Consider the following 20,704-nt stretch of genomic DNA (forward strand, 5'->3'; position numbering starts at 1 on the left):
CACCCACCGCAACCCCGAGCGGCCAGACCGTCATCAATCGCTCCAGCCGCCCGATGCCGGCCCCGCTGGGTCAGTTTGTACTGGGCGGTGTCGACTCAACTCGATGAGACGGGCTGGTCGCCGAGTAGAGGAATTCGGCTCGTGCCGGCTCGCAGAGGTGGAATACTCCGGCGGCGATGTGTCCCTCCCAGGGACGCAGCGCGCCTGGGGTGCGGAACAGGTGCCACAGAGCCGAGGTGTCCACCAGATACGTGATCACTCGAAGGCCTCGCGTCGGGCACGCTTCTCGGCGTCACGCGCCGCTGCGGCCTTCTCGAACTCGCCACGCGAACCTCGCGCGGCCAGCTTCTCTGCGGCCTCAAGCCGCTTGATCCGCGCCACGTAGTCCCGAAGAGCCGCGTTGACGGTCTCCTTCTTCGTCGTGGCACCCATGAGCCGCATGGCCTCGGCCAGCGCCTCGTCGTCGACCGTTTCCGACACAGGCTTCCTCGGCGGGGCCATCGCATCCCCACGCGAATCACCCCATGAACCCCATGCCCGACTTGATCGGAACCTGCGTCCGAATCCGCCCTGTCGATCATGAAGATGCCCACCGAGACACGCTGCCAGCGTCCCTCAACCCGCTTACCCGCCAGCCAAGCTGCTGGTCAGAAGGTTTCTTCTCGCGTAGCGAGTGGTGGGGCGGGTGGGACTCGAACCCACGGCCGACGGATTATGAGTCCGCTGCTCTAACCGGCTGAGCTACCGCCCCGTACGGCGCGTCGCGCACATTTGTGCGCGCCGTCTGCCGCAGCATAGCCGCTCATACGATCTCCTGCTTCGGATGGTCGGCCTTCGCGTGCGCTTCTTGACCTTGAGGACTACGCCGCTGCCCCCGCGGTTCCCCCCGGACATGAAAAAGGACCCCGACGGGGTCCTCGTTCAGGCTGCTCCCCCGACTGGACTCGAACCAGTAACCTGCCGGTTAACAGCCGGCTGCTCTGCCAATTGAGCTACGGAGGACCGAGCTCCCCCGACTGGACTCGAACCAGTAACCTGCCGGTTAACAGCCGGCTGCTCTGCCAATTGAGCTACGGAGGAATGCCTCGTTGCATCGAACGTACCTAACTGGGCATTCGCCAGGGGGCGTGCGTTCGCTGCGACACATACATTAGCGCAAGCTGAGGGGTGCTCCGCCAATCGGTATCCCTCCACGCCCGACGCCCACCGAGGGCGCCGCAAGGACCGACACAGACGCAAGGAAGGGTGGCCGCCCATGCGCTATCGACTCACGTTCTTTGCCGGACTGGCCCTGGGTTACGTACTGGGAACACGGGCCGGGCGGGAGCGCTACGAACAGCTGAAGAAGTCGGCCCGGCAGGTCGCCCAGAACCCGGCCGTGCGCAACACCGCGGAGTCCGCCGCCCAGCAGGGCCGGGTGTTCGCGGGCAAGGCGTACCACGTGGTCAGCGAGAAGGTCGGGGACCGGGTGCCGGACTCGGTCGCCGGGCGGGTCCGTTCACTGCGCGAACGCAATGTGAACGGCAAGGGCGCGGACGACTGGGGGACCAGCGACACATAGGTCCGCGGTCGCGGCGGCGGGGTCGTCGCGCGGCACTCCCACCTCTTCCCGTGGGGCAGAATTTCTGCCATGGGGATAGTCGCCGGGCTGGATAGTTCGCCCGATTTTACGCGCATTGTCGTCTGTGACTCGGACACAGGGGCCGTGCTCAGGCAGGGGTATGCCCCGCACCCGCTGGAGCCGACGGAGGGCGGGGGGCGCCCCTGTGACGTCGATCCGCAGGCGTGGCTGCTGTCCCTGGGCGAGGCGGCCGGCGGCGGGCTGCTCGAAGGCGTGCAGGCGATCGGCGTCTCCTCCCAGCAGAACGGGCTGATCGCGCTGGACGCACAGGGCAACACCGTGCGCCCGGCGATGGTCGGCGGTGACAAGCGGGCCCAGGTCGCGGCGGCCGACCTCATCGACGCGCTCGGCGGGCGGGGCGCCTGGGCGCAGGCCGTGGGGTGCGTGCCGGGGGCGGCGCAGCCGGTGACCAAGCTGCGCTGGATGAGCCGTACGGAACCGGATGCCGCGATGCGGACGGCTGTGCTCATGCAGGCCCACGACTGGTTGGTGTGGCAGTTGCTGGGGCGGCCGGTCAGGAGGACGACGGACCGGGGCGGGGCCTCGGGGACCGGGTACTGGAACGCGGCGACCGGGCAGTACCGGACCGATCTCGTCGAGATGGCCCTCGGGCACCAGGTCATGCTGCCCGAGGTGCTGGGGCCCTCGGACGCCGCCGGTACGACGCCGGAGGGGCTCCTCATCTCCGCCGGCACCGGGGAGACCATGGCCGCCGCCTTCGGGCTCGGCATCGGGCTCGGTGACGCGGTGGTGTCGCTGGGGGCCTCCGGGTCCGTCATGGCCGTCCACAACGAGGCGCTCGTCGACTCCACCGGGATGATCACGTCCCTCGCGGATGCGACGGGTATGCATCTGCCGGTCGTCACCACGCTCAACGCGGTACGCACCCTGCGGGGGGCCGCCGAGCTGCTGAGCATGCCCGATCTGGAGGGGCTGTCCGAGCTGGCGATGAAGTCGACGCCGGGCTCCCACGGGCTGGTGATGCTGCCGTATCTGGAGGGCGAGCGGACGCCGAACCTGCCGCATACGGCGGGGACGCTGGCCGGGTTGCGTCGCGAGTCCATGAGGCCGGAGCATCTGGCTCGCGCCGCGTTCGAGGGGATGCTGTGCGGGCTCGCCGACGCGCTGGACGTGCTGCGGGGGCGGGGCGTCGACGTACGGCGGATCTTTCTGCTCGGGGCGGCGGCGGAGCTGCCCGCGGTGCAGGCGGCTGCGCCCGCGCTGTTCGGGGTGCAGGTCGTCGTGCCTCAGCCGGCGGACTACGCGGCCGTGGGTGCCGCTCGACAGGCCGCGTGGGCGTTGGGGGTGACTCAGGGGACGCTTGATCCTCGTACGCCGCCGATGTGGCCGGGGGCGGTCGGGCAGGTGTTGGAGCCGGGGGACGAGTTGGCCGTGGGGCAGGCGGTTCGGCAGCAGTATGTCGCCGTTCGTGAGCAGACTCACCCTGGGGCGTTTCGTTCCTAGGTAAGCGGGGGGTATGAATCGCCTTCTCGTCTGCCGGGCTTGTGTCGTCGTGCGGGTGGGGGCTCATCGTGGCTGGTCGCGCGGTTCCCCGCGCCTCGGCGGTGTGGGGGTGCGTCCATGGCTCCTAAGCCTGTTGGGCTAATTCGGTTGAGGTAACGCGGGTGGAGTGTCCGACGATGGGTGCTGGTGCATCCCGTCACTCGTCGTCGAATCCGAGAGAGCTCGCGTGCTCATACGTCTGTTGCGAAGTCATCTTCGTCCGTACAAGAAACCCATCGCCCTGTTGGTGCTGCTGCAGTTCGTGCAGACGTGCGCCACGCTCTACCTGCCCACGCTGAACGCGGACATCATCGATCAGGGTGTGGTGAAGGGTGACACGGGCTACATCCTGTCCTTCGGGGCGCTGATGGTCGGCATCTCGTTGGTGCAGGTCGTCTGCAACATCGGCGCGGTGTACTACGGCGCCCGTACGGCATCGGCGGTCGGCCGGGACATCCGGGCAGCCGTGTTCGACCGGGTGCAGTCGTTCTCGGCGCGTGAGGTCGGTCACTTCGGGGCGCCGTCGCTGATCACGCGGACGACGAACGATGTGCAGCAGGTGCAGATGCTGGTGCTGATGACGTTCACCCTGGTGGTGTCGGCGCCGATCATGTGCGTGGGCGGCATCGTGCTGGCGCTCGGGCTCGATGTGCCGTTGTCGGGGGTGCTCCTTGCCGTTGTACCGGTGCTCGGGATTTCCGTCAGCCTGATCGTGCGCCGGTTGCGCCCTCTGTTCCGGAGCATGCAGGAGCGGCTCGACACGGTGAACCGGGTGCTGCGCGAGCAGATCACCGGCAATCGGGTCATCCGGGCCTTTGTGAAGGACGACTACGAGAAGGACCGGTTCCGGAAGGCGAACGCCGACCTCACGGAGATGTCGCTGGGGACCGGGCGGATGCTGGCGCTGATGTTCCCGATCGTGATGACGGTCATCAACGTCTCGTCGATCGCGGTGGTGTGGTTCGGGGCGCATCGGATCGACAGCGGCGGGATGGAGATCGGGGCGCTGACCGCGTTCCTGGCCTATCTCATGCAGATCGTGATGGCTGTGATGATGGCCACCTTCATGTTCATGATGATGCCGCGCGCGGAGGTGTGCGCCGAGCGCATCCAGGAGGTGCTCGACACCGAGACCAGTGTCGAGCCGCCCGTCGCGCCCGTACGGGAGCTGCGGCGGCGTGGGTTCCTGGAGATCCGGGGTGCCGGGTTCCGTTATCCGGGGGCCGAGGAGCCGGTGCTCAAGTCGATCGACGTCGCGGCGCGGCCGGGTGAGACGACCGCCGTCATCGGGTCCACGGGAAGCGGAAAGTCGACTCTGCTCGGGCTGGTGCCCCGGCTGTTCGACGTCACCGAGGGTGAGGTGCTGGTGGACGGCGTCGACGTACGCACGCTCGATCCGCAGCTGCTCGCCAGAACCGTGGGGCTGGTGCCGCAGAAGCCGTACCTCTTCTCGGGGACCGTCGCGACGAACCTGCGGTACGGCAATCCGGACGCCACCGACGAGGAGCTGTGGCACGCGCTGGAGGTGGCGCAGGCCAAGGACTTCGTCGAGCGGCTGGAGGGCGGGCTCAACGCCCCCATCGCGCAGGGCGGCACCAATGTGTCGGGCGGGCAGCGGCAGCGGCTCGCGATCGCGCGGACGCTGGTGCAGCGGCCGGAGATCTATCTGTTCGACGACTCCTTCTCCGCGCTCGACTACGCCACCGACGCCGCACTGCGGGGGGCACTCTCGCTGGAGACCGCCGAGGCGACCGTCGTGATCGTCGCCCAGCGGGTGGCGACCATCCGGGACGCCGACCGGATCGTGGTCCTCGACGAGGGGCGGGTCGTCGGCACCGGGCGCCACCACGAGCTGATGGCGGACAACGAGACCTATCGGGAGATCGTTCTCTCCCAGCTCACGGAAGCGGAGGCAGCCTGATGGCCGGGCCGTTGGCACGGATGGCGGGGGCCAGAGGCGGTCCTGATCAGCACTCCATGGACTTCAAGGGGTCCGGGAAACGGCTGCTCGCGCAGTTCAGGCCCGAGCGGTTCACCATGTACGCGATGATCGCGTGCGCGGTGCTCAGCGTCGAGCTTTCGGTGCTGGGGCCATGGATCCTCGGCAAGGCGACCGACCTGGTGTTCGCCGGGGTCGTCGGGCGGCAGATGCCGGCGGGCCAGACCAAGGCCCAGGTGCTGGAGGGGCTGCGGGAGCGCGGGGACGGCGGCGTCGCCGACATGCTGTCCGGCACCGACTTCACCCCCGGCGAGGGCATCGATTTCGGGGCCGTCGGCGGCGTGCTGCTGGTTGCCCTCGGCATCTTCCTGGCCGCGGGGCTGCTGATGGCGGCGGCCACCCGGCTCTCCAACCGGGCCATCAACCTGACCATGTTCCGGATGCGCGAGGAGCTCCAGGCCAAGCTGTCGCGGCTGCCGCTGTCGTACTTCGACCGGCGGCAGCGGGGTGAGGTACTGAGCCGGGCCACCAACGACATCGACAACATCGGGCAGACGTTGCAGCAGTCGATGGGGCAGCTCATCAACTCGCTGCTCACCATCATCGGCGTACTGGTGATGATGTTCTGGGTGTCGCCGCTGCTGGCGCTGGTCGCGCTGGTGACCGTACCGGTGTCGTTCCTGGTGGCCACCCGCGTGGGCAAGCGGTCGCAGCCGCACTTCGTCGCGCAGTGGCGGACCACCGGCAAGCTCAACGCCCATATCGAGGAGATGTACACCGGGCACACCCTCGTCAAGGTGTTCGGGCGGCAGGAGGAGTCGGCGAAGCAGTTCGCCGAGGAGAACGAGCGGCTGTACGAGGCCGGGTTCAAGGCCCAGTTCAACAGCGGGATCATGCAGCCGCTGATGTTCTTCGTGTCGAACATCAACTATGTGCTGGTGGCCGTGGTGGGCGGGCTGCGGGTCGCGTCGGGCGCGCTGTCGATCGGCGACGTGCAGGCCTTCATCCAGTACTCGCGGCAGTTCTCGATGCCGCTCACGCAGGTGGCGTCCATGGCGAACCTCGTGCAGTCCGGTGTCGCCTCCGCCGAGCGGATCTTCGAACTGCTGGACGCGGACGAGCAGGAGGCCGACCCCGTGCCCGGAGTGCGGCCGGAGGAACTGCGCGGGCGGGTGGCGCTGGAGGGCGTGTCCTTCCGGTACGAGCCGGAGAAGCCGCTCATCGAGGACCTCTCGCTGGTGGTCGAGCCCGGGCACACGGTGGCGATCGTGGGGCCGACGGGGGCCGGGAAGACGACCCTGGTCAATTTGCTGATGCGGTTCTACGAGGTCACCGGTGGGCGTATCACCCTGGACGGGGTCGACATCGCCTCCATGTCCCGTGACGAGCTCCGGGACGGGATCGGAATGGTGCTTCAGGACACCTGGCTGTTCGGGGGGACCATCGCCGAGAACATCGCTTACGGGGCGTCCACCGCGCGCAAGGTCACCCGGGGGGAGATCGAGGAGGCGGCCCGGGCGGCGCACGCGGATCGGTTCATCCGGACGCTGCCGGACGGGTACGACACCGTGATCGACGACGAGGGGACCGGGGTCAGTGCCGGTGAGAAGCAGCTGATCACCATCGCTCGGGCGTTCCTGTCGGATCCGGTGATCCTGGTGCTGGACGAGGCGACGAGTTCCGTTGACACCCGGACGGAGGTGCTGATCCAGAAGGCCATGGCGAAGCTCGCGCATGGGCGGACGTCGTTCGTGATCGCGCATCGGTTGTCGACGATCCGGGATGCGGACACGATTTTGGTGATGGAGAACGGGGCGATCGTGGAGCAGGGGGGACACGCGGAGTTGCTGGCTGCGGATGGGGCTTATGCGCGGCTGTACAAGGCGCAGTTCGCGGAGGCTGTGGCTGAGGTGGACTGAGGGCGGGGGTGCGCGGGGCCTTTTCGCCCCCGCCGCCCCTACCCGTCCCTCCCCCATCCAGGGACTGCGCCCCTTCGACCCCGCTGCGCCCCAGAACTCGGGAGGTTGGGGTTGTGAGGCGGGTGCGGGTTGCATGTGGTTGCTCGCGCAGTTCCCCGCGCCCCTGAAAAGCAGGGGCTGCGCCCCGCTTTTCATCGGCCCGAAGGGCCGTGTCTTCAGGGGCGCGGGGAACTGCTCGACCAGCCCCCACCCACCCGCGGTCGCCAACGCACCGATTCGACCGAATTCTGAGGCGCCGCAGGGTCGAAGGCGCCGCAGGGTCGAAGGCGCCGCGGGGTCGAAGGGGTGGCGGGGTCTCAGTCCAGGTAGCCCCTCAGTTGGTCTGCGAAGGCGTGGTCCCTCAGTTTGTTGAGGGTTTTGGACTCGATCTGCCTTATGCGTTCCCGGGTGACGCCGAAGATGCGGCCTATTTCCTCCAGGGTGCGGGGGCGGCCGTCGGCGAGGCCGTAGCGGAGTTGGACCACCTTGCGTTCGCGTTCGCCGAGGGTCGACAGGACCGCTTCCAGGTGTTCGCGCAACAGCAGGAACGCCGCCGACTCCACGGGGCTCGCGGCGTCGCCGTCCTCGATCAGGTCGCCGAGGGCCACATCGTCCTCCTCGCCGACCGGGGCATGGAGCGAGACCGGTTCCTGGGCGAGGCGGAGGACCTCGCTGACGCGCTCGGGGAGCAGGTCGAGGTGGGCGGCCACCTCCTCCGGGGTGGGTTCGTGGCCGCGTTCCTGGAGCATGCGGCGTTGGACGCGGACGACCCGGTTGATCAGCTCGACCACGTGGACGGGGACGCGGATCGTGCGGGCCTGGTCGGCGAGGGCGCGGGACATGGCCTGGCGGATCCACCAGGTGGCGTAGGTGGAGAACTTGTAGCCACGGGCGTAGTCGAATTTCTCCACGGCTCGGATGAGGCCCAGGTTTCCCTCCTGGACCAGGTCCAGCATGGTCAGGCCGCGGCCGACGTACCGCTTGGCCACGGACACCACGAGCCGTAGGTTCGCCTCGATGAGGCGGCGCTTGGCCATGCGGCCCATGACCACCAGGCGGTCCAGGTCGAGGGCCAACTCGCTGTCCAGGTCGGGGGTGTTGCTCAGCTTCTCCTCGGCGAACAGGCCGGCCTCGACGCGCCGGGCGAGCTCGACCTCCTCGGCGGCGGTGAGCAGCGGGATACGGCCGATCTCGCGGAGGTACTGACGGAACAGGTCGGACGAGGGACCGCTGGTGTCGGCGGCGCGGCTCCGCGGCGCCTCCGCCGACTCGGGCGGCTCGACGGTCTCGATGGCGTCCACCGCGACGTCCTCGACCACCGCGGCGTCGACCACCGCGTCCTCCACCACGGCCGGCGGCGGCTCGTCGAGGTCGGGCCGGCCGTCCGGCGCCGCCTCGGGGTGGTGCGCGGCGCGGCTCTGGGCGGGCACCGCGGTGATGACGTCGGTCTCCGCGTCCGGCTCCGCGCCGTCGGTACTGATGGCGGTACTGATGTCGTTCTGTATGAGGGTCTGGGTCTGCACGGGGGCGACCTCCAGGAATGTCGCTGCTGAGGCGTACGGCAGCGGTATGTCGGGGATGGCACGGGCGGCCTCTCCGCCGTCCATCCCGTACTCATCGAGCGGAACCGCGGGGATCTCGGACCCATGGGGGACGGGTCGGCCGCGCTCCGAGGACTCAGGCACCGGAACCCAGTGTGGAGTACGACACACAGCCGCCACGAGGGGCGTGCGGTGACTTTTTGCGTCCGGTCCGTGACCAGCGGGTGATGTGCGGGCGGAAACCCACGTGCCCGGGTCCGAGGTGATCTGGCACGATCCGCTGGTGTCCGCTTCTCTGTACGAAACCCATGTGACCGTCCGCTGCGCCGACGCCGCCGAGTCGGAACGACTCTTCCGCTGGGCGGACGCGGTCGGCCTCAAGCTCACCCATATCGAGCTGGCCCGGGGCCGGATGCGCACCCAGCCGATGCTCACCCTGGCCGGCTCCCCGTCGTACGCCCATGAAGCGGCGCGAGCGCGGCAGGTGGCGGCACGGCTGCGGGAGGACGGCTTCGAGCCGGTGCGGGTCAAGATCGAGTCGACGCCGTGGGCTCCGGAGGTGCCGGACGGGCCCTGCGGCGGCGGACAGTACTTCGAGCACCATGTGAAGCTGCTGCTCGACGCGGACACCGACCTCGGCGCGCTGGCCTCCCGCGTGGTCCCGCACGGCGCGCATCTGTCCTGGAACGCGCGGCGGATCCGGGGCGGCGGACGGCACGAGCGGTTCGTGACGCAGCGGTGCCGCGGCGTGGACGCGACGGGGGCGGGGCGGGCGCTGGAGGAGTTGCTGGCAGAGCTGGACGGGCTTCACGTGGTGGCTGTGGAACGGGAGTTCGTGCTCCATGACAGCGACGAGTCGGTGGACGACGGATGGATCGAGGAAACGGTGACACGGGGGGTACGGGGATGAGCGGGCGATGGGACGGCTTCGGCTGGGCGAGCGCGGAGATCCCCAAGGAGCCGCTGGACGACGAGATCCGCGCGGCGGAGAAGCTGCCGCGGACACTGCGTCCCGTGCCGGGCGACGACGTGGTGCAGCGGCCGGTCTTCGACCCGGCGCTGAAGCACTACGAGAACGCCTACCGGGCCACCGACCCCGCCTTCACCGACCCGGCGCGCGGCGACGCCTGGCGCACGGCCAGGCGCCGGGCGCTGCATCTGGTCCTGGCCGCGATCGCCGACTCCCCGTGGGTGGACGCGCTGGTGCTGCGCGGCAGCGTGCTGATGTCGACGTGGTTCCCGGACGCCGCCCGCGAGCCCGGTGACCTGGACTTCGTCGTCGTACCGCATACCTGGGCGATCGACGACGAGCGGACGGCCCGGATGCTCGACGGGATCGCGACGGCCGCCGAGGCCCTGGCGTCCGCGCACGGGCCGCAGCTGGGGATCTCCGCGGCGGGGGCGGTCGTGGAGGACATCTGGACCTATGAGCGGGTGCCGGGCCGGCGCATGGTGCTGCCGTGGTCCGCGCCGGGTCTGCCCGGTGGCCATGTCCAGCTCGACTTCGTCTTCAACGAGAAGCTGCCCGAGGAGCCGGAGCCGGTGGAGCTGCCGGGAGGGGCGATCGTGCAGGCGGCCACACCGGCGCTCTCGCTCGCCTGGAAGCTGATGTGGATCATCAACGACACGTACGCGCAGGGCAAGGACCTCTACGACGCCGTCCTCCTCGCCGAGCGCCATCCACTCCCCTACGAGCTGCTGCACGAGGTGTTCCGGCTGTCGGGCGAGTGGCCCTACCCGTACCGCGAGAACGTGCTGCTGGAGGACGTGGTCGAGGGGGTCGGGTACGTCGAGTGGAACCACTTCGTCGTGGAGTACCCGCAGTTCGCCGACGACGAGCGGGAGTTCGCGGAGCGGCTGGTGCGGGCGGTGACGCCGACGTTCGAGCAGCGCTCAGAGGGCGGCGGGCCCGTGCTCCCGTAGCGCCTGGTCGTACTGCTGGAGGACCCACAACTCGTTCTGCACGGCGGCCAGTTGGGCCGGGTCGCCGTGGGTGGTGAGGCGGGTGAAGCTGCTCTGGACGTCGCGCACCCGGCGTTCGACGGCCCGACGGCGGACGGTGACCAGTTGGGCGCCCGCGTACTCCTCGTCGACCGTCCTGCGCATGATGGGCTCGACGGCCAGCTCGGTCACCATGGCCCGCACCACGTCGTCCGGCGCGGCCTCGCGGACCCGGATCAGGTATTCCTGCGGGTCCTGGGCGCCGTACTCGACGCCGCCCGCCTCGATGATCGTCTGGCGTACGGCCGCGTACGGGGCGGCGGTGAACTCGTCGACCCCGTACGCGTCGAACGCGGGGGCGACCAACTCGGGTCGCTGGAGGGCGAGTTTGAGGAGTTCGCGCTCGGTGGCGTAGACCGGGTTGCGGAGGTTGAGGGCCGGGCCGGACGGGGGCCGGGGCGAGGACTCGTACGGCTGTGCGGGGCGCTGTGGGGCCGGCGCGGGACCCTTGCCGCCGCGCTCGCGGGCCCAGCGGGCGAGCTGGGCGACGCGCTTGACGACGAACTGGGTGTCGAGGATGCCGAGCATGCCGGCGAGCTGCACGGCGACCTCGTGCTGGGCACCGCTGTTCTTGATGCGGGCCACGATCGGCGCGGCCTCGTCCAGGGCGGCGGCGCGCCCGGCGGGGGTCTCCAGGTCGTAGCGGACGACGATCTGGCGGAGGGCGAACTCGAAGAGCGGCGTACGGGGTTCGACCAGCTCCGCGACCGCCTCGTCGCCCTTGGCCAGGCGCAGCTCGCAGGGGTCCATGCCGTCCGGCGCGATCGCGATGTATGTCTCGGCGGCGAACTTCTGGTCGTCCTCGAAGGCGCGCAGGGCCGCCTTCTGGCCGGCCGCGTCGCCGTCGAAGGTGAAGATCACCCGCGCCGAGCCGTTGTCCATCAGCAGCCGGCGAAGGATCTTGATGTGCTCGCCGCCGAAGGCCGTACCGCAGGTCGCGATGGCCGTCGTCACCCCGGCGAGGTGGCAGGCCATGACGTCCGTGTAACCCTCGACGACGACGGCCCGGCTGGTCTTGGCGATGTGCTGCTTGGCGAGGTCGATGCCGTACAGGACCTGGGACTTCCGGTAGATCGCCGTGTCGGGGGTGTTCAGGTACTTCGGTCCGTTGTCCGCCTCGTAGAGCTTGCGGGCGCCGAAGCCGACGACGTCTCCCGCGATGTCGCGGATCGGCCACATCAGACGGCCCCGGAAGCGGTCGATGGGGCCTCGGCGGCCCTCCTGGGAGAGGCCGGAGAGGAGCAGTTCCTTGTCGGTGAAGCCCTTGCCGCGGAGGTAGCGGGTGAGGTGGTCCCAGCCCTGGGGGCTGTAACCGACGCCGAAGTGGACGGCCGCCGCCTGGTCGAAGCCGCGCTCGGCGAGGAAGATCCGGCCGGTGTCGGCCTCGGGGCTGACGGCCAGCTGCTCCGCGTACCACTCGGCGGCGAGCTTGTGCGCCTCGACCAGCCGGATCCGCTCGCCGCGCTGGTGGGAGGGGTTGTACCCGCCCTCCTCGTAGCGCAGGGTGATCCCGGCCTGGGCGGCCAGGCGCTCGACCGCCTCCGAGAAGGAGAGGTGGTCGATCTTCATCACGAACGTGATGGTGTCGCCGCCCTCCTGGCAGCCGAAGCAGTGGAAGAGCCCCTTGCTCGGGCTGACCTGGAAGGATGGCGACTTCTCGTCGTGGAAGGGACACAGCCCCTTCAGGTTCCCCCCGCCCGCGCTACGCAGCTGGAGGTACTCGGACACCACGGCGTCGATCGGGACCGCGTCCCGTACCGCCTTCACGTCCTCGTCGTTGATCCGTCCTGCCACGCGGTGATTCTACGGGGACGGACCGACAGCCATGGGGCCGCAGGAGCGCCCCTGAAGGGGCGCGGGCGTGACCTCATGCGGCTCCGCCGCGTGGGCACGGCCGGCCACACACGGCCCGCAGCCGCCCGGCATCCCAAGCAGGCGACCCCTTAGGCGACCAGGCTCTCCAACGGCACCTGCGGGCTCGAAAGCGCCTCCACGTCCACAGCCGCCCGAGACCTGATCAGCTTCTGAATCGTCTCCGTGACGTCCCACACATTCACGTTCATCCCGGCGAGCACTCGCCCCTGACGCACCCAGAACGCGATGAACTCCCGCTTCCCGGCGTCCCCCCGGATCACCACCTGGTCGTACGACCCGGGCGGCGCCCATCCCGAGTACTCCATCCCCATGTCGTACTGGTCGGAGAAGAAGTACGGCACCCGGTCGTACGTGATGTCCCGCCCGAGCATCGCGCGCGCCGCGGCCGGCCCGCCGTTGAGCGCGTTGGCCCAGTGCTCCACCCGCAGCCGGGTGTCGAAGAGGGCGTGGGGGAAGGACACGACATCACCGGCCGCGTAGATGGCGGGGTCGGACGTACGGAGCTGGGCGTCCACCACGATGCCGCCGCCCTGTGACCGGTCGGCCAGCTCCAGCCCCGCGGCTTCGGCGAGGCCGACCCGGGGCGCCGCCCCGATCGCCGCGAGGACGTCGTGCGCGGGGTGCTCCTCCCCCGTGTCGGTGCGGGCCGCGAGCACCATGCCGTCCTGGCCGACGATCTCGGTGAGCTTCGCGCCGAAGCGGAAGCGGACGCCGCGCTCGCGGTGCAGCTCGGCGAAGAGGTTGCCCAGCTCGGGGCCGAGCACGCCGTGCAGCGGTGTCGGTTCCGGCTCCACGACGGTGACCTCCGCGCCGTACTCGCGGGCCGCCGCCGCGACCTCCAGGCCGATCCAGCCGGCGCCCGCGATGACGAGATGGCCGTTGTCCCGGCCGAGGGCGGCGAGGACGCCCTTGAGGCGCTCGGCGTGGGCGAGACGACGCAGATGGTGGACGCCGGCGAGACCCGTACCCGGGATGTCCAGGCGGCGCGGTTCCGCGCCGGTCGTGAGCAGCAGCTTGTCGTAGTGGACGAGGGTGCCGTCGTCGCCGAAGCGGACGGTCTTCGCCGTGCGGTCGATCGCGTCGACGGTCTGGCCCAGGTGCAGCTCGATGTCGTTGCGCGCGTACCAGCCCGGTTCATGGACGAAGACGCTGTCGCGCTCCTCCTTGCCGAGCAGATAGCCCTTGGAGAGCGGGGGACGCTCGTACGGGTGGTCGCGTTCGTCGCTGATCAGTATCACGCGGCCGGTGAAGCCCTCCACTCGGAGAGTCTCGGCCGCCTTCGCGCCGGCGAGACCGCCTCCGACGATGACGAATGTCTGATCCGCGTCGACCACTTGATGCCTCCTCTTAAGGGTGCGTCCACATGCGAGCGTCCCGCACAGAGCGTGATGCGGGAAGAGGTAGTGACCCGATCAGGCCACGCAGGGTCACGTATTTGTCACTTCCGCCCCATCAGTCTCGCGTGCAGAGTGCGGGCCGAGATGTCGGTGAGGGAGGCGATCTGGTCGACGATCACGCGCTTACGGGCACGGTCGTCCAGGGCCACGTCGAACAGCGCGCGGAACTGCGGTTCGAGGCCTTCGGGCGCGCGGGCGGTCAGCGCCTCGGCGAGTTCGGCGACGACGATCCGCTGGTCGGCGCGGAGCCGCTCCTGCTCGGCGCGCTGCATCACATACCGGTCGGCGACCGCCTTGAGGACCGCGCACTCCAGGCGCGTCCCGCGCGGGACGACGAGTGCGGCGCCGTACCGGGTGAGGCGTCCGCCGCCGTATGCCTCTCGGGTGGCGGCCTCGGCGGCCAGGCAGAAGCGGCCGATGAGTTGGCTGGTGGCGTCCTTCAGCCGGGCCTGCGCGACGGCCGTTCCGTCATAGCCGTGCGGCCACCACTCCTGGTCGAGGAGGCGGTCAAGGGCCTCGGCGAGTTCGGCGGGGTCGGTGTCGGCCGGCACATACCGGCCGCGCGCCACCGCGAACACCTCCTGCCGTTCCGGCTCCGCGTGCAGGCAGTTGGGGTCGATATGGCCCGCGTGCAGGCCGTCCTCGACGTCGTGCACCGAGTACGCCACGTCGTCGGACCAGTCCATGACCTGCGCCTCGAAGGTCGTACGGCCGTCGGGGGCACCCTGTCTGACCCAGTCGAAGACCGGGCGGTCGTCCTCGTACACGCCGAACTTGGGCGACTTGGGGTCGGTGGGGTGGACGCCTCGGGGCCAGGGGTACTTGGTGGCGGCGTCCAGGGTCGCGCGGGTGAGGTTCAGGCCGACGCTCATGAGGTCGTCCGACTCCGGGGACCGTACGAAGCGCTTGGGTTCGATGCGGGTGAGGAGCCTCAGGGACTGGGCGTTGCCCTCGAAACCGCCGCAGTCCTCGGCGAATTCGTTCAGGGCCTGTTCGCCGTTGTGGCCGAACGGGGGGTGGCCGAGGTCGTGGGAGAGGCAGGCGGCCTCCACCAGGTCCGGGTCACAGCCGAGTACCGCGCCCAGCTCCCGGCCGACCTGGGCGCATTCGAGGGAGTGCGTCAGCCGGGTGCGGGGGCTGGCGTCCCAGGCCTGGTTCCGGGTGCCCGGCGTCACCACTTGGGTTTTGCCGGCGAGTCTTCTCAGGGCCGCCGAGTGCAGTACGCGGGCGCGGTCGCGTTGGAAGGCGGTGCGGCCCGGACGCTTGTCGGGCTCTGGGGCCCAGCGGGCCACTGACGTGGGGTCGTAGCCGGAGGGTGGGGTGTGGTTCTCGTGAGGGGCGAGTGCGGTGCCTTCCATGTCTCGACAGTAAGCGGAGGGGGTGACAAATGGGTGCCTACGCGTCTGCCGGGTTCGTGAATCGGGCGAGTGCGGGTTCGTTGTGGCCGGTCGCAGCCCCGCGCCCCTTACGGCGAAGCCGTTCCCCTCCGGCCACAAGGTGACCTACGCCGTTGCCAGAGCTCGTTCCTTTGTCATCTCCGGGGTCGTCAGGGCCTCGTCGTAGCGGTGCAGCACCAGGCGGGCCATCGACTCGTGGGCACCCAAGGGGGCCGCGGCCATCCACGGGGCCGCCTCCGCGCACTCCGTGGCGAAGCGGCCGGGGGCCGTGAAGTAGGAGGCCACTGCCACTCGGTGGCGGCCCTTCGCGCGCAGGGCGCGTACGGCTTCCCGGACCGTGGGGGTGGCGGCCGAGGCGTAGGCGTTGAGGACGGGGACGCCCAGACGGGTGGAGAGGAGGCGAGCGGTGTGGCCCGCGTCGACGGCGGCCTCGGGGTCGCGGGAGCCGGCGGCGGCCAGGACCACCGCGCTGGTGCGGCGCTCGGCCTCGGTCATACGGGTGCGCCAGCCGGCCTCGACGAGACGGGTGTGCAGGGTGTCCACGAGGAGGGGATGCGGGCCGAGGGGGGCGGCCACGCGGGTGCGGGCCTGCGACACGGCGGCCATCTCGGGGATGTCCTGCTTGATGTGGTAGCCCCGGCTGAGGAGCAGCGGGACGAGGACGGCCTCCCGGTCGCCGAGATCGGCGAGGGTGTCGGGGAGCAGGGGCTCGTTCAGCTCGATGTGGCCGAGACGCACGGACAGACCGGGGCGCTGCTCGCGGACACGGTCCATGAGGGCGCTTACGGTGGCCAGCGCGCGCGGGTCGCGGCTGCCGTGCGCCACGAGAACGAGCTCGGGCGGGGTGGGGCGCCGGGTCCCGTTGAGCGAGACGAGGCTGAGCTGGCTGGCCAGCTGGTCGGTGATCCGGTTCATGATGTGCGCCGTACTGTCGAGGTCCGCGTTCGACTTGCTCGTCGTCGCCGTCATGAATCGATGGTGCCGGGGGGAGGTTGCGTCCCCGTTGCACTGGAATCACGGGCCTTTTCCAGGGGATCACGGTGGGCCCTGGAGGGGTGTGAACCTACGTGACCTGCGGTTTCGACCTGGTCGAGTGAGACTGATCACGCTGTCGGGTGAACCGGATCACCGCGTACGACGTCTTCGTTGGTCGGGAAGACGGGCGCTGTCGAGCCCATCGGAAACACCCAGGACACATGGCGGGCGGCGAACGGTCCGGAGAGCGGGGGATCAGCGTGGGGTGGGGAGCGCGGTGAAGCGGGGAGCGGGTGAGGCGGGGAGCAGGGTGCGCCGGTTCAGGCGTTTCGTCCGGCTGCCCCGGCTGCCTCGTACGCGTGCGGGGCGGCGGCGGGGTGTGCAGGTGGTCATGTTGCTGTGTGTGCTGGGGCTGCTGCCCGCGACGTGGATGTTCACCGCCGCCGACGGGCGGCTGCGGACGACCGCCGATGTGCCGCGCAGCGATGTCGCCGTGGTCTTCGGCGCGGGGCTGTGGCAGGGCGAGCCGTCGCCGTATCTCGCGCGGCGACTGGACGCGGCCGTGGAGCTGTACCGGACGGGCCGGATAGACGTCGTACTGGTCACCGGGGACAACAGCCGTGAGGAGTACGACGAGCCGGACGCGATGCGCGCCTATCTCACCGAGCACGGGGTGCCCGACCGGCAGATAGTGAGCGACTACGCCGGGTTCGACACCTGGGACTCCTGCGTCCGAGCCAAGAAGATCTTCGGCGTCGACCGCGCGGTGCTCATCAGCCAGGCCTTCCACATACGGCGGGCGGTCGCGCTGTGCCAGGAGGCCGGCGTCGAGTCGTACGGCGTCGGGGTGCAGGACCGGCACGACGCGACCTGGTACTACGGCGCCACACGCGAGCTGTTCGCCGCGGGCAAGGCCTCCCTCGACGCCCTGTTCGAGCCGGACCCCCGGTTCCTCGGGCCGGAGGAACCGGGGGTCGAGCGGGCGCTCGCCTCGGGCCGCTGACGCGTTGGGAGCCTTGTGGTTCGTGGAGGCGATGGGTCCTTAGTGGACGGTGCCCCACGTGCCCTGGTCCACGGCGCAGCCCCACTTCTTGCCGCTCGCGGTCTTGCCGTACACGGTGAACTTCACCTCGTACTTGTCGGTCCGCAGCATGTGCGTGCTGACCTTGAAGGCCGCGCTCTTGCCCGGCTTCAGCGTCTTGGCGGCGATCTTGACGGTCTGGTTCGTCTTCTGGGTGATCCGGCCGATCGGCTTGGTCGTCACGGTCGCCTTGCCGAAGCGGAGGTTCTTGGTGTTCTGCACCTTGAGGCTGACGTCCTTGAACGTCTGCTTCTTGCTGGAGTTCTTCAGACCGAACTTGAGACCGCCGTTGGTCACCCAGTTGTTCTGGTCGACGTAGAACTTCGTCAGGTAGGTGATCTTGATCGGGCAGTTGGCGGTGGCCTGCGAGGACACGGTCGACGCGGACGCGGCGCCGGCGAGGCCCAGCTGGGCGGCGGTCAGAGCGCCGGCGGCACCCAGGACTGCGACGGTGGTGCGCATACGGTTCACGATGGTGGTACCTCTTCCCCCTACGGCCCCTCATGGGCCACATGACAGGACGTGCGCTCCATGGGGGCTCACGGACCCCCATGTCAGTGACGCCCGTAGTTCTTAGCACGCACGAACGAACGGGGGGACGGTAAGCGCTTCGACGGCCGGGGACGGTGACAGAATCGGGACATCGGTGAGACGTTCGTTCACCGTTGGGAGCGGGAGCGGGATCCTCACGGCTTGAGCCGCGCGGGTGGGTCGGGTGGGTCGGGTGGCCCCGGCGGCTTCGGTCCTCACGTCGGCGTCGGCCGCGGCGGGAGGTCCCCGTCCCGGTCGTGTAACGGGGTGCGTTCCGGGGCGTAACACGGTCGACGCACGCTGAGCGGTATGCCGAACTCCGCCACGCCCACGCACTGCCCGTACTGCGCTCTGCAGTGCGGGATGAACCTGACGCCCGCCACAGAGGGGGCCGACGGGGCCGAAGGGGCCGATGTCGTCGTGGTCTCGGAGCGTACGGACTTTCCGGTGAACCGGGGCGCGCTGTGCGGCAAGGGGCGTACCGCGCCGGCCGTGCTGTCGTCCCGGGTGCGGCTGACCACGCCGCTGGTCCGGCGGGCCGGTGTCCTGGAGCCCGCCTCCTGGGACGAGGCGCTCGACCGGATCGCCGAAGGGCTCACCCGCACGCGTACGGAACATGGTCCGGACGCGTGCGGTGTGTTCGGCGGCGGTGGGCTGACGAACGAGAAGGCGTACGCCCTCGGCAAGTTCGCGCGGGTCGTGCTCGGCACCTCGCAGATCGACTACAACGGGCGCTTCTGCATGTCCTCCGCGGCTGCCGCCGGGATCAAGGCCTTCGGGCTGGACCGGGGGCTGCCGTTTCCGCTGGAGGACATCCCGAAGACCGGGTGTGTGCTGTTGGTGGGGTCCAACCTGGCGGAGACCATGCCTCCCGCTTTGCGGTACCTGACCGAACTGCGGGAGAACGGCGGCAAGTTGATCGTCGTCGATCCGCGTCGGACGCGCACCGCCGAGCAGGCGGATCTGCATCTGGCGCCTCGGCCCGGGACCGATCTCGCGCTGGCGCTCGGGCTGTTGCATCTCGTCGTCGCGGAAGGGCGTACGGACGAGGCGTACATCCAGGAACGTACGGTCGGGTGGGAGGAGACTCGGGCCGCGGCCATGGCGCACTGGCCCGAGTACGTGGAGCGGATCACGGGGGTGTCCGTTCCCGAGCTCCGGGCGGCCGTACAGATGTTCTGTGAGCCGGAGAACGCGATGGTGCTCACCGCGCGCGGGCCCGAGCAGCAGTCCAAGGGCACGGACACGGTCAGCGCCTGGATCAATCTGACCCTGGCGACCGGGCGGGCCGGGCGGCCGTTGTCCGGGTACGGGTGCCTCACCGGGCAGGGCAACGGGCAGGGTGGGCGTGAGCACGGGCAGAAGGCCGACCAATTGCCCGGGTACCGCAAGCTCGTCGACCCCGAGGCGCGGCGGCACGTCGCCGAGGTGTGGGGGGTCGACCCCGACTCGCTGCCGGGGCCCGGGCGGAGTGCGTACGAGTTGCTGGACGCGTTGGGTACGGACATCCGGGCGCTGTTGTTGATGGCGTCCAACCCCGTCGTGTCGGCGCCGCGGGCCGCGCATGTCGAGGAGCGGATCAGGTCGCTGGACTTTCTCGCTGTGTGCGATGTCGTGTTGTCGGAGACGGCGGAGCTCGCCGATGTCGTGCTGCCGGTGACCCAGTGGGCGGAGGAGACGGGGACCACGACCAATCTGGAGGGGCGGGTGCTGCTGCGGCGGCGCGCGATCACTCCTCCGGAGGGGGTTCGTAGTGACCTCGAAGTCATGCATGAGCTGGCCGCTCGGCTGGGTGTCGAGAAGGGGTTCGCCACCGATCCCGAGGAGGTCTTCGAGGAGTTGCGGCGGGCCAGTGCGGGTGGGGTGGCCGACTACTCGGGGATCACGTATCGGCGGTTGGTCGAGGAGAACGGGGTGTTCTGGCCTTGTCCGGCGGGGGCGGGCGGTGACGGGGCGGCGCCTGGTGACGGGGCGTCGTCTGGCGGCGGGTCGGCGTCTGGTGACGGGGCTGTTGTGGAGGGGGTTCACCCCGGGACGCCTCGGCTGTTCTTCGATCGGTTTGCCACGGAGGATGGGCGGGCGCGGTTTGTCGCCGTGTCGCATCGGGGGGTGGCCGAGGAGCCGGATGAGGAGTATCCGGTGTTGCTGACGACCGGGCGGGTGGTGTCGCAGTACCAGTCGGGGGCGCAGACTCGGCGGGTGGATGAGTTGAACGCGGCGGCGCCTGGGCCGTTCGTGGAGTTGCATCCGCGGTTGGCCGAGCGGGTGGGGGCGGCTGAGGGGGATCCGGTCGCCGTGGTCTCCCGGCGGGGCCGGGCGGTGGCACCCGCGCGGATCACTACGGCGATTCGGCCGGACACCGTGTTCATGCCGTTTCACTGGCCGGGTGAGGGGCGTGCCAACACGTTGACGAATCCTGCGCTTGATCCCACGTCTCGGATGCCGGAGTTCAAGGCTTGTGCGGTGCGGGTGGAGGCGGTTGGCGAGTGACGGGTGCCTCCGGCGGTTCGGCCGGGGTGCCTTCGGTGGGTCGGGGGGTTCTGGGGTGGGGCGGGTGCGGGTGGGTTCGTGGCTTGTCGCGTCCGCGCGACGGAGCCGCATATGTCAGAGCCTTGCGGCCCCCTTTGGTAGCGGCTGCGCCGCTGTTCGCCTGGGGGGCATGGGGGGGCGGGCCGTGCCGGTGCGTCAGCCCGTCGCCAGGTGCCGGGTGCCTCCGGCGGTTTGGCCGGGGTGCCTTCGGTGGGTCGGGGGGTTCTGGGGTGGGGCGGGTGCGGGTGGGTTCGTGGCTTGTCGCGTCCGCGCGACGGAGCCGCATATGGCAGAGCCTCGCGCCCCTAGTAGTAGCGGCTGCGCCGCTGTTCGCCTGCGGGTGCGTTGTGGGTCGG

Annotated in this window: 15 protein-coding genes, 3 tRNA genes and 1 pseudogene; 8 read left to right on the forward strand and 11 right to left on the reverse strand. The window is 70.0% G+C overall.

The window, feature by feature from the left end; all coding sequences use genetic code 11:
* Nucleotides 1-32 precede the first annotated feature (32 nt).
* From STRIP9103_RS53120 to STRIP9103_RS17830, 5 genes and pseudogenes are all read right to left on the reverse strand, one after another.
* Nucleotides 33-259: pseudogene (locus STRIP9103_RS53120) on the reverse strand (PIN domain-containing protein); the annotation flags it as partial.
* Nucleotides 256-441 carry a type II toxin-antitoxin system VapB family antitoxin gene (locus STRIP9103_RS17815; protein WP_234022229.1) on the reverse strand — a complete coding sequence of 62 codons (186 nt, stop codon included), beginning with the start codon at nucleotides 439-441 and terminating at the stop codon, nucleotides 256-258. The gene STRIP9103_RS17815 and the pseudogene STRIP9103_RS53120, both read right to left, overlap by 4 nt.
* Before the next feature lie 233 nt (nucleotides 442-674).
* Nucleotides 675-751: transfer RNA gene (locus STRIP9103_RS17820), tRNA-Ile, on the reverse strand.
* A gap of 178 nt (nucleotides 752-929) precedes the next feature.
* Nucleotides 930-1,002 (reverse strand) — tRNA-Asn (locus STRIP9103_RS17825).
* 5 nt (nucleotides 1,003-1,007) lie between these two features.
* Nucleotides 1,008-1,080 (reverse strand) — tRNA-Asn (locus STRIP9103_RS17830).
* Between the two features lie 175 nt (nucleotides 1,081-1,255).
* Between STRIP9103_RS17830 and STRIP9103_RS17835 the strand changes: the two genes are divergently transcribed.
* From STRIP9103_RS17835 to STRIP9103_RS17850, 4 genes are all read left to right on the forward strand, one after another.
* Nucleotides 1,256-1,561 carry a hypothetical protein gene (locus STRIP9103_RS17835; RefSeq protein WP_009314019.1) on the forward strand — a complete coding sequence of 102 codons (306 nt, stop codon included), beginning with the start codon at nucleotides 1,256-1,258 and terminating at the stop codon, nucleotides 1,559-1,561.
* Nucleotides 1,562-1,630: 69 nt separating this feature from the next.
* Nucleotides 1,631-3,085: an FGGY family carbohydrate kinase gene (locus tag STRIP9103_RS17840; RefSeq protein ID WP_009313988.1), complete on the forward strand. Its 1,455-nt coding sequence runs from the start codon at nucleotides 1,631-1,633 to the stop codon at nucleotides 3,083-3,085.
* A 226-nt stretch (nucleotides 3,086-3,311) separates the two neighbouring features.
* On the forward strand, nucleotides 3,312-5,045 hold the full coding sequence (locus STRIP9103_RS17845; RefSeq protein ID WP_009314001.1) for an ABC transporter ATP-binding protein: 1,734 nt from the start codon (nucleotides 3,312-3,314) through the stop codon (nucleotides 5,043-5,045).
* The gene (locus STRIP9103_RS17850) at nucleotides 5,045-6,982 is read left to right on the forward strand and encodes an ABC transporter ATP-binding protein (protein WP_009314004.1); all 1,938 of its coding nucleotides are present in this window, start codon (nucleotides 5,045-5,047) and stop codon (nucleotides 6,980-6,982) included. The genes STRIP9103_RS17845 and STRIP9103_RS17850 overlap by 1 nt, the downstream gene beginning before the upstream one ends.
* A 356-nt stretch (nucleotides 6,983-7,338) precedes the next feature.
* Here the strand turns inward: STRIP9103_RS17850 and STRIP9103_RS17855 are convergent, their stop codons facing one another.
* Nucleotides 7,339-8,706: an RNA polymerase sigma factor gene (locus STRIP9103_RS17855; protein ID WP_048820481.1), complete on the reverse strand. Its 1,368-nt coding sequence runs from the start codon at nucleotides 8,704-8,706 to the stop codon at nucleotides 7,339-7,341.
* A 139-nt stretch (nucleotides 8,707-8,845) separates the two neighbouring features.
* Between STRIP9103_RS17855 and STRIP9103_RS17860 the strand changes: the two genes are divergently transcribed.
* Together STRIP9103_RS17860 and STRIP9103_RS17865 are read left to right on the forward strand one after the other, a co-directional pair.
* On the forward strand, nucleotides 8,846-9,472 hold the full coding sequence (locus STRIP9103_RS17860) for a hypothetical protein (RefSeq protein ID WP_199790548.1): 627 nt from the start codon (nucleotides 8,846-8,848) through the stop codon (nucleotides 9,470-9,472).
* Entirely contained in the window at nucleotides 9,469-10,485 is a 1,017-nt protein-coding gene (locus STRIP9103_RS17865; RefSeq protein WP_048820482.1) for a nucleotidyl transferase AbiEii/AbiGii toxin family protein, read from the forward strand. Before STRIP9103_RS17860 ends, STRIP9103_RS17865 begins: the two co-directional genes overlap by 4 nt.
* On the opposite strand, the gene dnaG is transcribed toward STRIP9103_RS17865, so the two are convergent.
* From dnaG to STRIP9103_RS17885, 4 genes are all read right to left on the reverse strand, one after another.
* The gene (gene dnaG / locus STRIP9103_RS17870) at nucleotides 10,456-12,357 is read right to left on the reverse strand and encodes a DNA primase (protein ID WP_009313989.1); all 1,902 of its coding nucleotides are present in this window, start codon (nucleotides 12,355-12,357) and stop codon (nucleotides 10,456-10,458) included. The genes STRIP9103_RS17865 and dnaG overlap by 30 nt on opposite strands.
* Nucleotides 12,358-12,506: 149 nt before the next feature.
* The gene (locus STRIP9103_RS17875; protein WP_009314002.1) at nucleotides 12,507-13,772 is read right to left on the reverse strand and encodes an NAD(P)/FAD-dependent oxidoreductase; all 1,266 of its coding nucleotides are present in this window, start codon (nucleotides 13,770-13,772) and stop codon (nucleotides 12,507-12,509) included.
* A gap of 104 nt (nucleotides 13,773-13,876) precedes the next feature.
* On the reverse strand, nucleotides 13,877-15,193 hold the full coding sequence (locus STRIP9103_RS17880; protein ID WP_009314037.1) for a deoxyguanosinetriphosphate triphosphohydrolase: 1,317 nt from the start codon (nucleotides 15,191-15,193) through the stop codon (nucleotides 13,877-13,879).
* Between the two features lie 144 nt (nucleotides 15,194-15,337).
* Nucleotides 15,338-16,201: a sirohydrochlorin chelatase gene (locus STRIP9103_RS17885; RefSeq protein ID WP_009314000.1), complete on the reverse strand. Its 864-nt coding sequence runs from the start codon at nucleotides 16,199-16,201 to the stop codon at nucleotides 15,338-15,340.
* Between the two features lie 397 nt (nucleotides 16,202-16,598).
* On the opposite strand from STRIP9103_RS17885, the gene STRIP9103_RS17890 reads away from it, so the two are divergent.
* Entirely contained in the window at nucleotides 16,599-17,210 is a 612-nt protein-coding gene (locus STRIP9103_RS17890) for a SanA/YdcF family protein (RefSeq protein ID WP_319285615.1), read from the forward strand.
* 39 nt (nucleotides 17,211-17,249) lie between these two features.
* On the opposite strand, the gene STRIP9103_RS17895 is transcribed toward STRIP9103_RS17890, so the two are convergent.
* Nucleotides 17,250-17,750 carry a hypothetical protein gene (locus STRIP9103_RS17895; RefSeq protein ID WP_234022228.1) on the reverse strand — a complete coding sequence of 167 codons (501 nt, stop codon included), beginning with the start codon at nucleotides 17,748-17,750 and terminating at the stop codon, nucleotides 17,250-17,252.
* 378 nt (nucleotides 17,751-18,128) lie between these two features.
* Between STRIP9103_RS17895 and STRIP9103_RS17900 the strand changes: the two genes are divergently transcribed.
* Nucleotides 18,129-20,309 (forward strand): molybdopterin oxidoreductase family protein, encoded by a 2,181-nt coding sequence (locus STRIP9103_RS17900; RefSeq protein ID WP_009314034.1) that lies wholly within the window; start codon nucleotides 18,129-18,131, stop codon nucleotides 20,307-20,309.
* Nucleotides 20,310-20,704 lie beyond the last annotated feature (395 nt).

Source organism: Streptomyces ipomoeae 91-03 (assembly GCF_000317595.1).
Classification (GTDB): Bacteria; Actinomycetota; Actinomycetes; order Streptomycetales; family Streptomycetaceae; genus Streptomyces; species Streptomyces ipomoeae.

Bases quoted from the DNA above. Each gene is read 5' to 3' on its own strand.
- STRIP9103_RS17815 (WP_234022229.1), bottom strand. From the start codon at position 441: ATGCGGCTCATGGGTGCCACGACGAAGAAGGAGACCGTCAACGCGGCT.
- STRIP9103_RS17835 (WP_009314019.1), top strand. From the start codon at position 1,256: ATGCGCTATCGACTCACGTTCTTTGCCGGACTGGCCCTGGGTTACGTA.
- STRIP9103_RS17840 (WP_009313988.1), top strand. From the start codon at position 1,631: ATGGGGATAGTCGCCGGGCTGGATAGTTCGCCCGATTTTACGCGCATT.
- STRIP9103_RS17850 (WP_009314004.1), top strand. From the start codon at position 5,045: ATGGCCGGGCCGTTGGCACGGATGGCGGGGGCCAGAGGCGGTCCTGAT.
- STRIP9103_RS17865 (WP_048820482.1), top strand. From the start codon at position 9,469: ATGAGCGGGCGATGGGACGGCTTCGGCTGGGCGAGCGCGGAGATCCCC.
- STRIP9103_RS17880 (WP_009314037.1), bottom strand. From the start codon at position 15,193: ATGGAAGGCACCGCACTCGCCCCTCACGAGAACCACACCCCACCCTCC.
- STRIP9103_RS17885 (WP_009314000.1), bottom strand. From the start codon at position 16,201: ATGACGGCGACGACGAGCAAGTCGAACGCGGACCTCGACAGTACGGCG.
- STRIP9103_RS17890 (WP_319285615.1), top strand. From the start codon at position 16,599: ATGTTGCTGTGTGTGCTGGGGCTGCTGCCCGCGACGTGGATGTTCACC.
- STRIP9103_RS17895 (WP_234022228.1), bottom strand. From the start codon at position 17,750: ATGCGCACCACCGTCGCAGTCCTGGGTGCCGCCGGCGCTCTGACCGCC.
- STRIP9103_RS17900 (WP_009314034.1), top strand. From the start codon at position 18,129: ATGCCGAACTCCGCCACGCCCACGCACTGCCCGTACTGCGCTCTGCAG.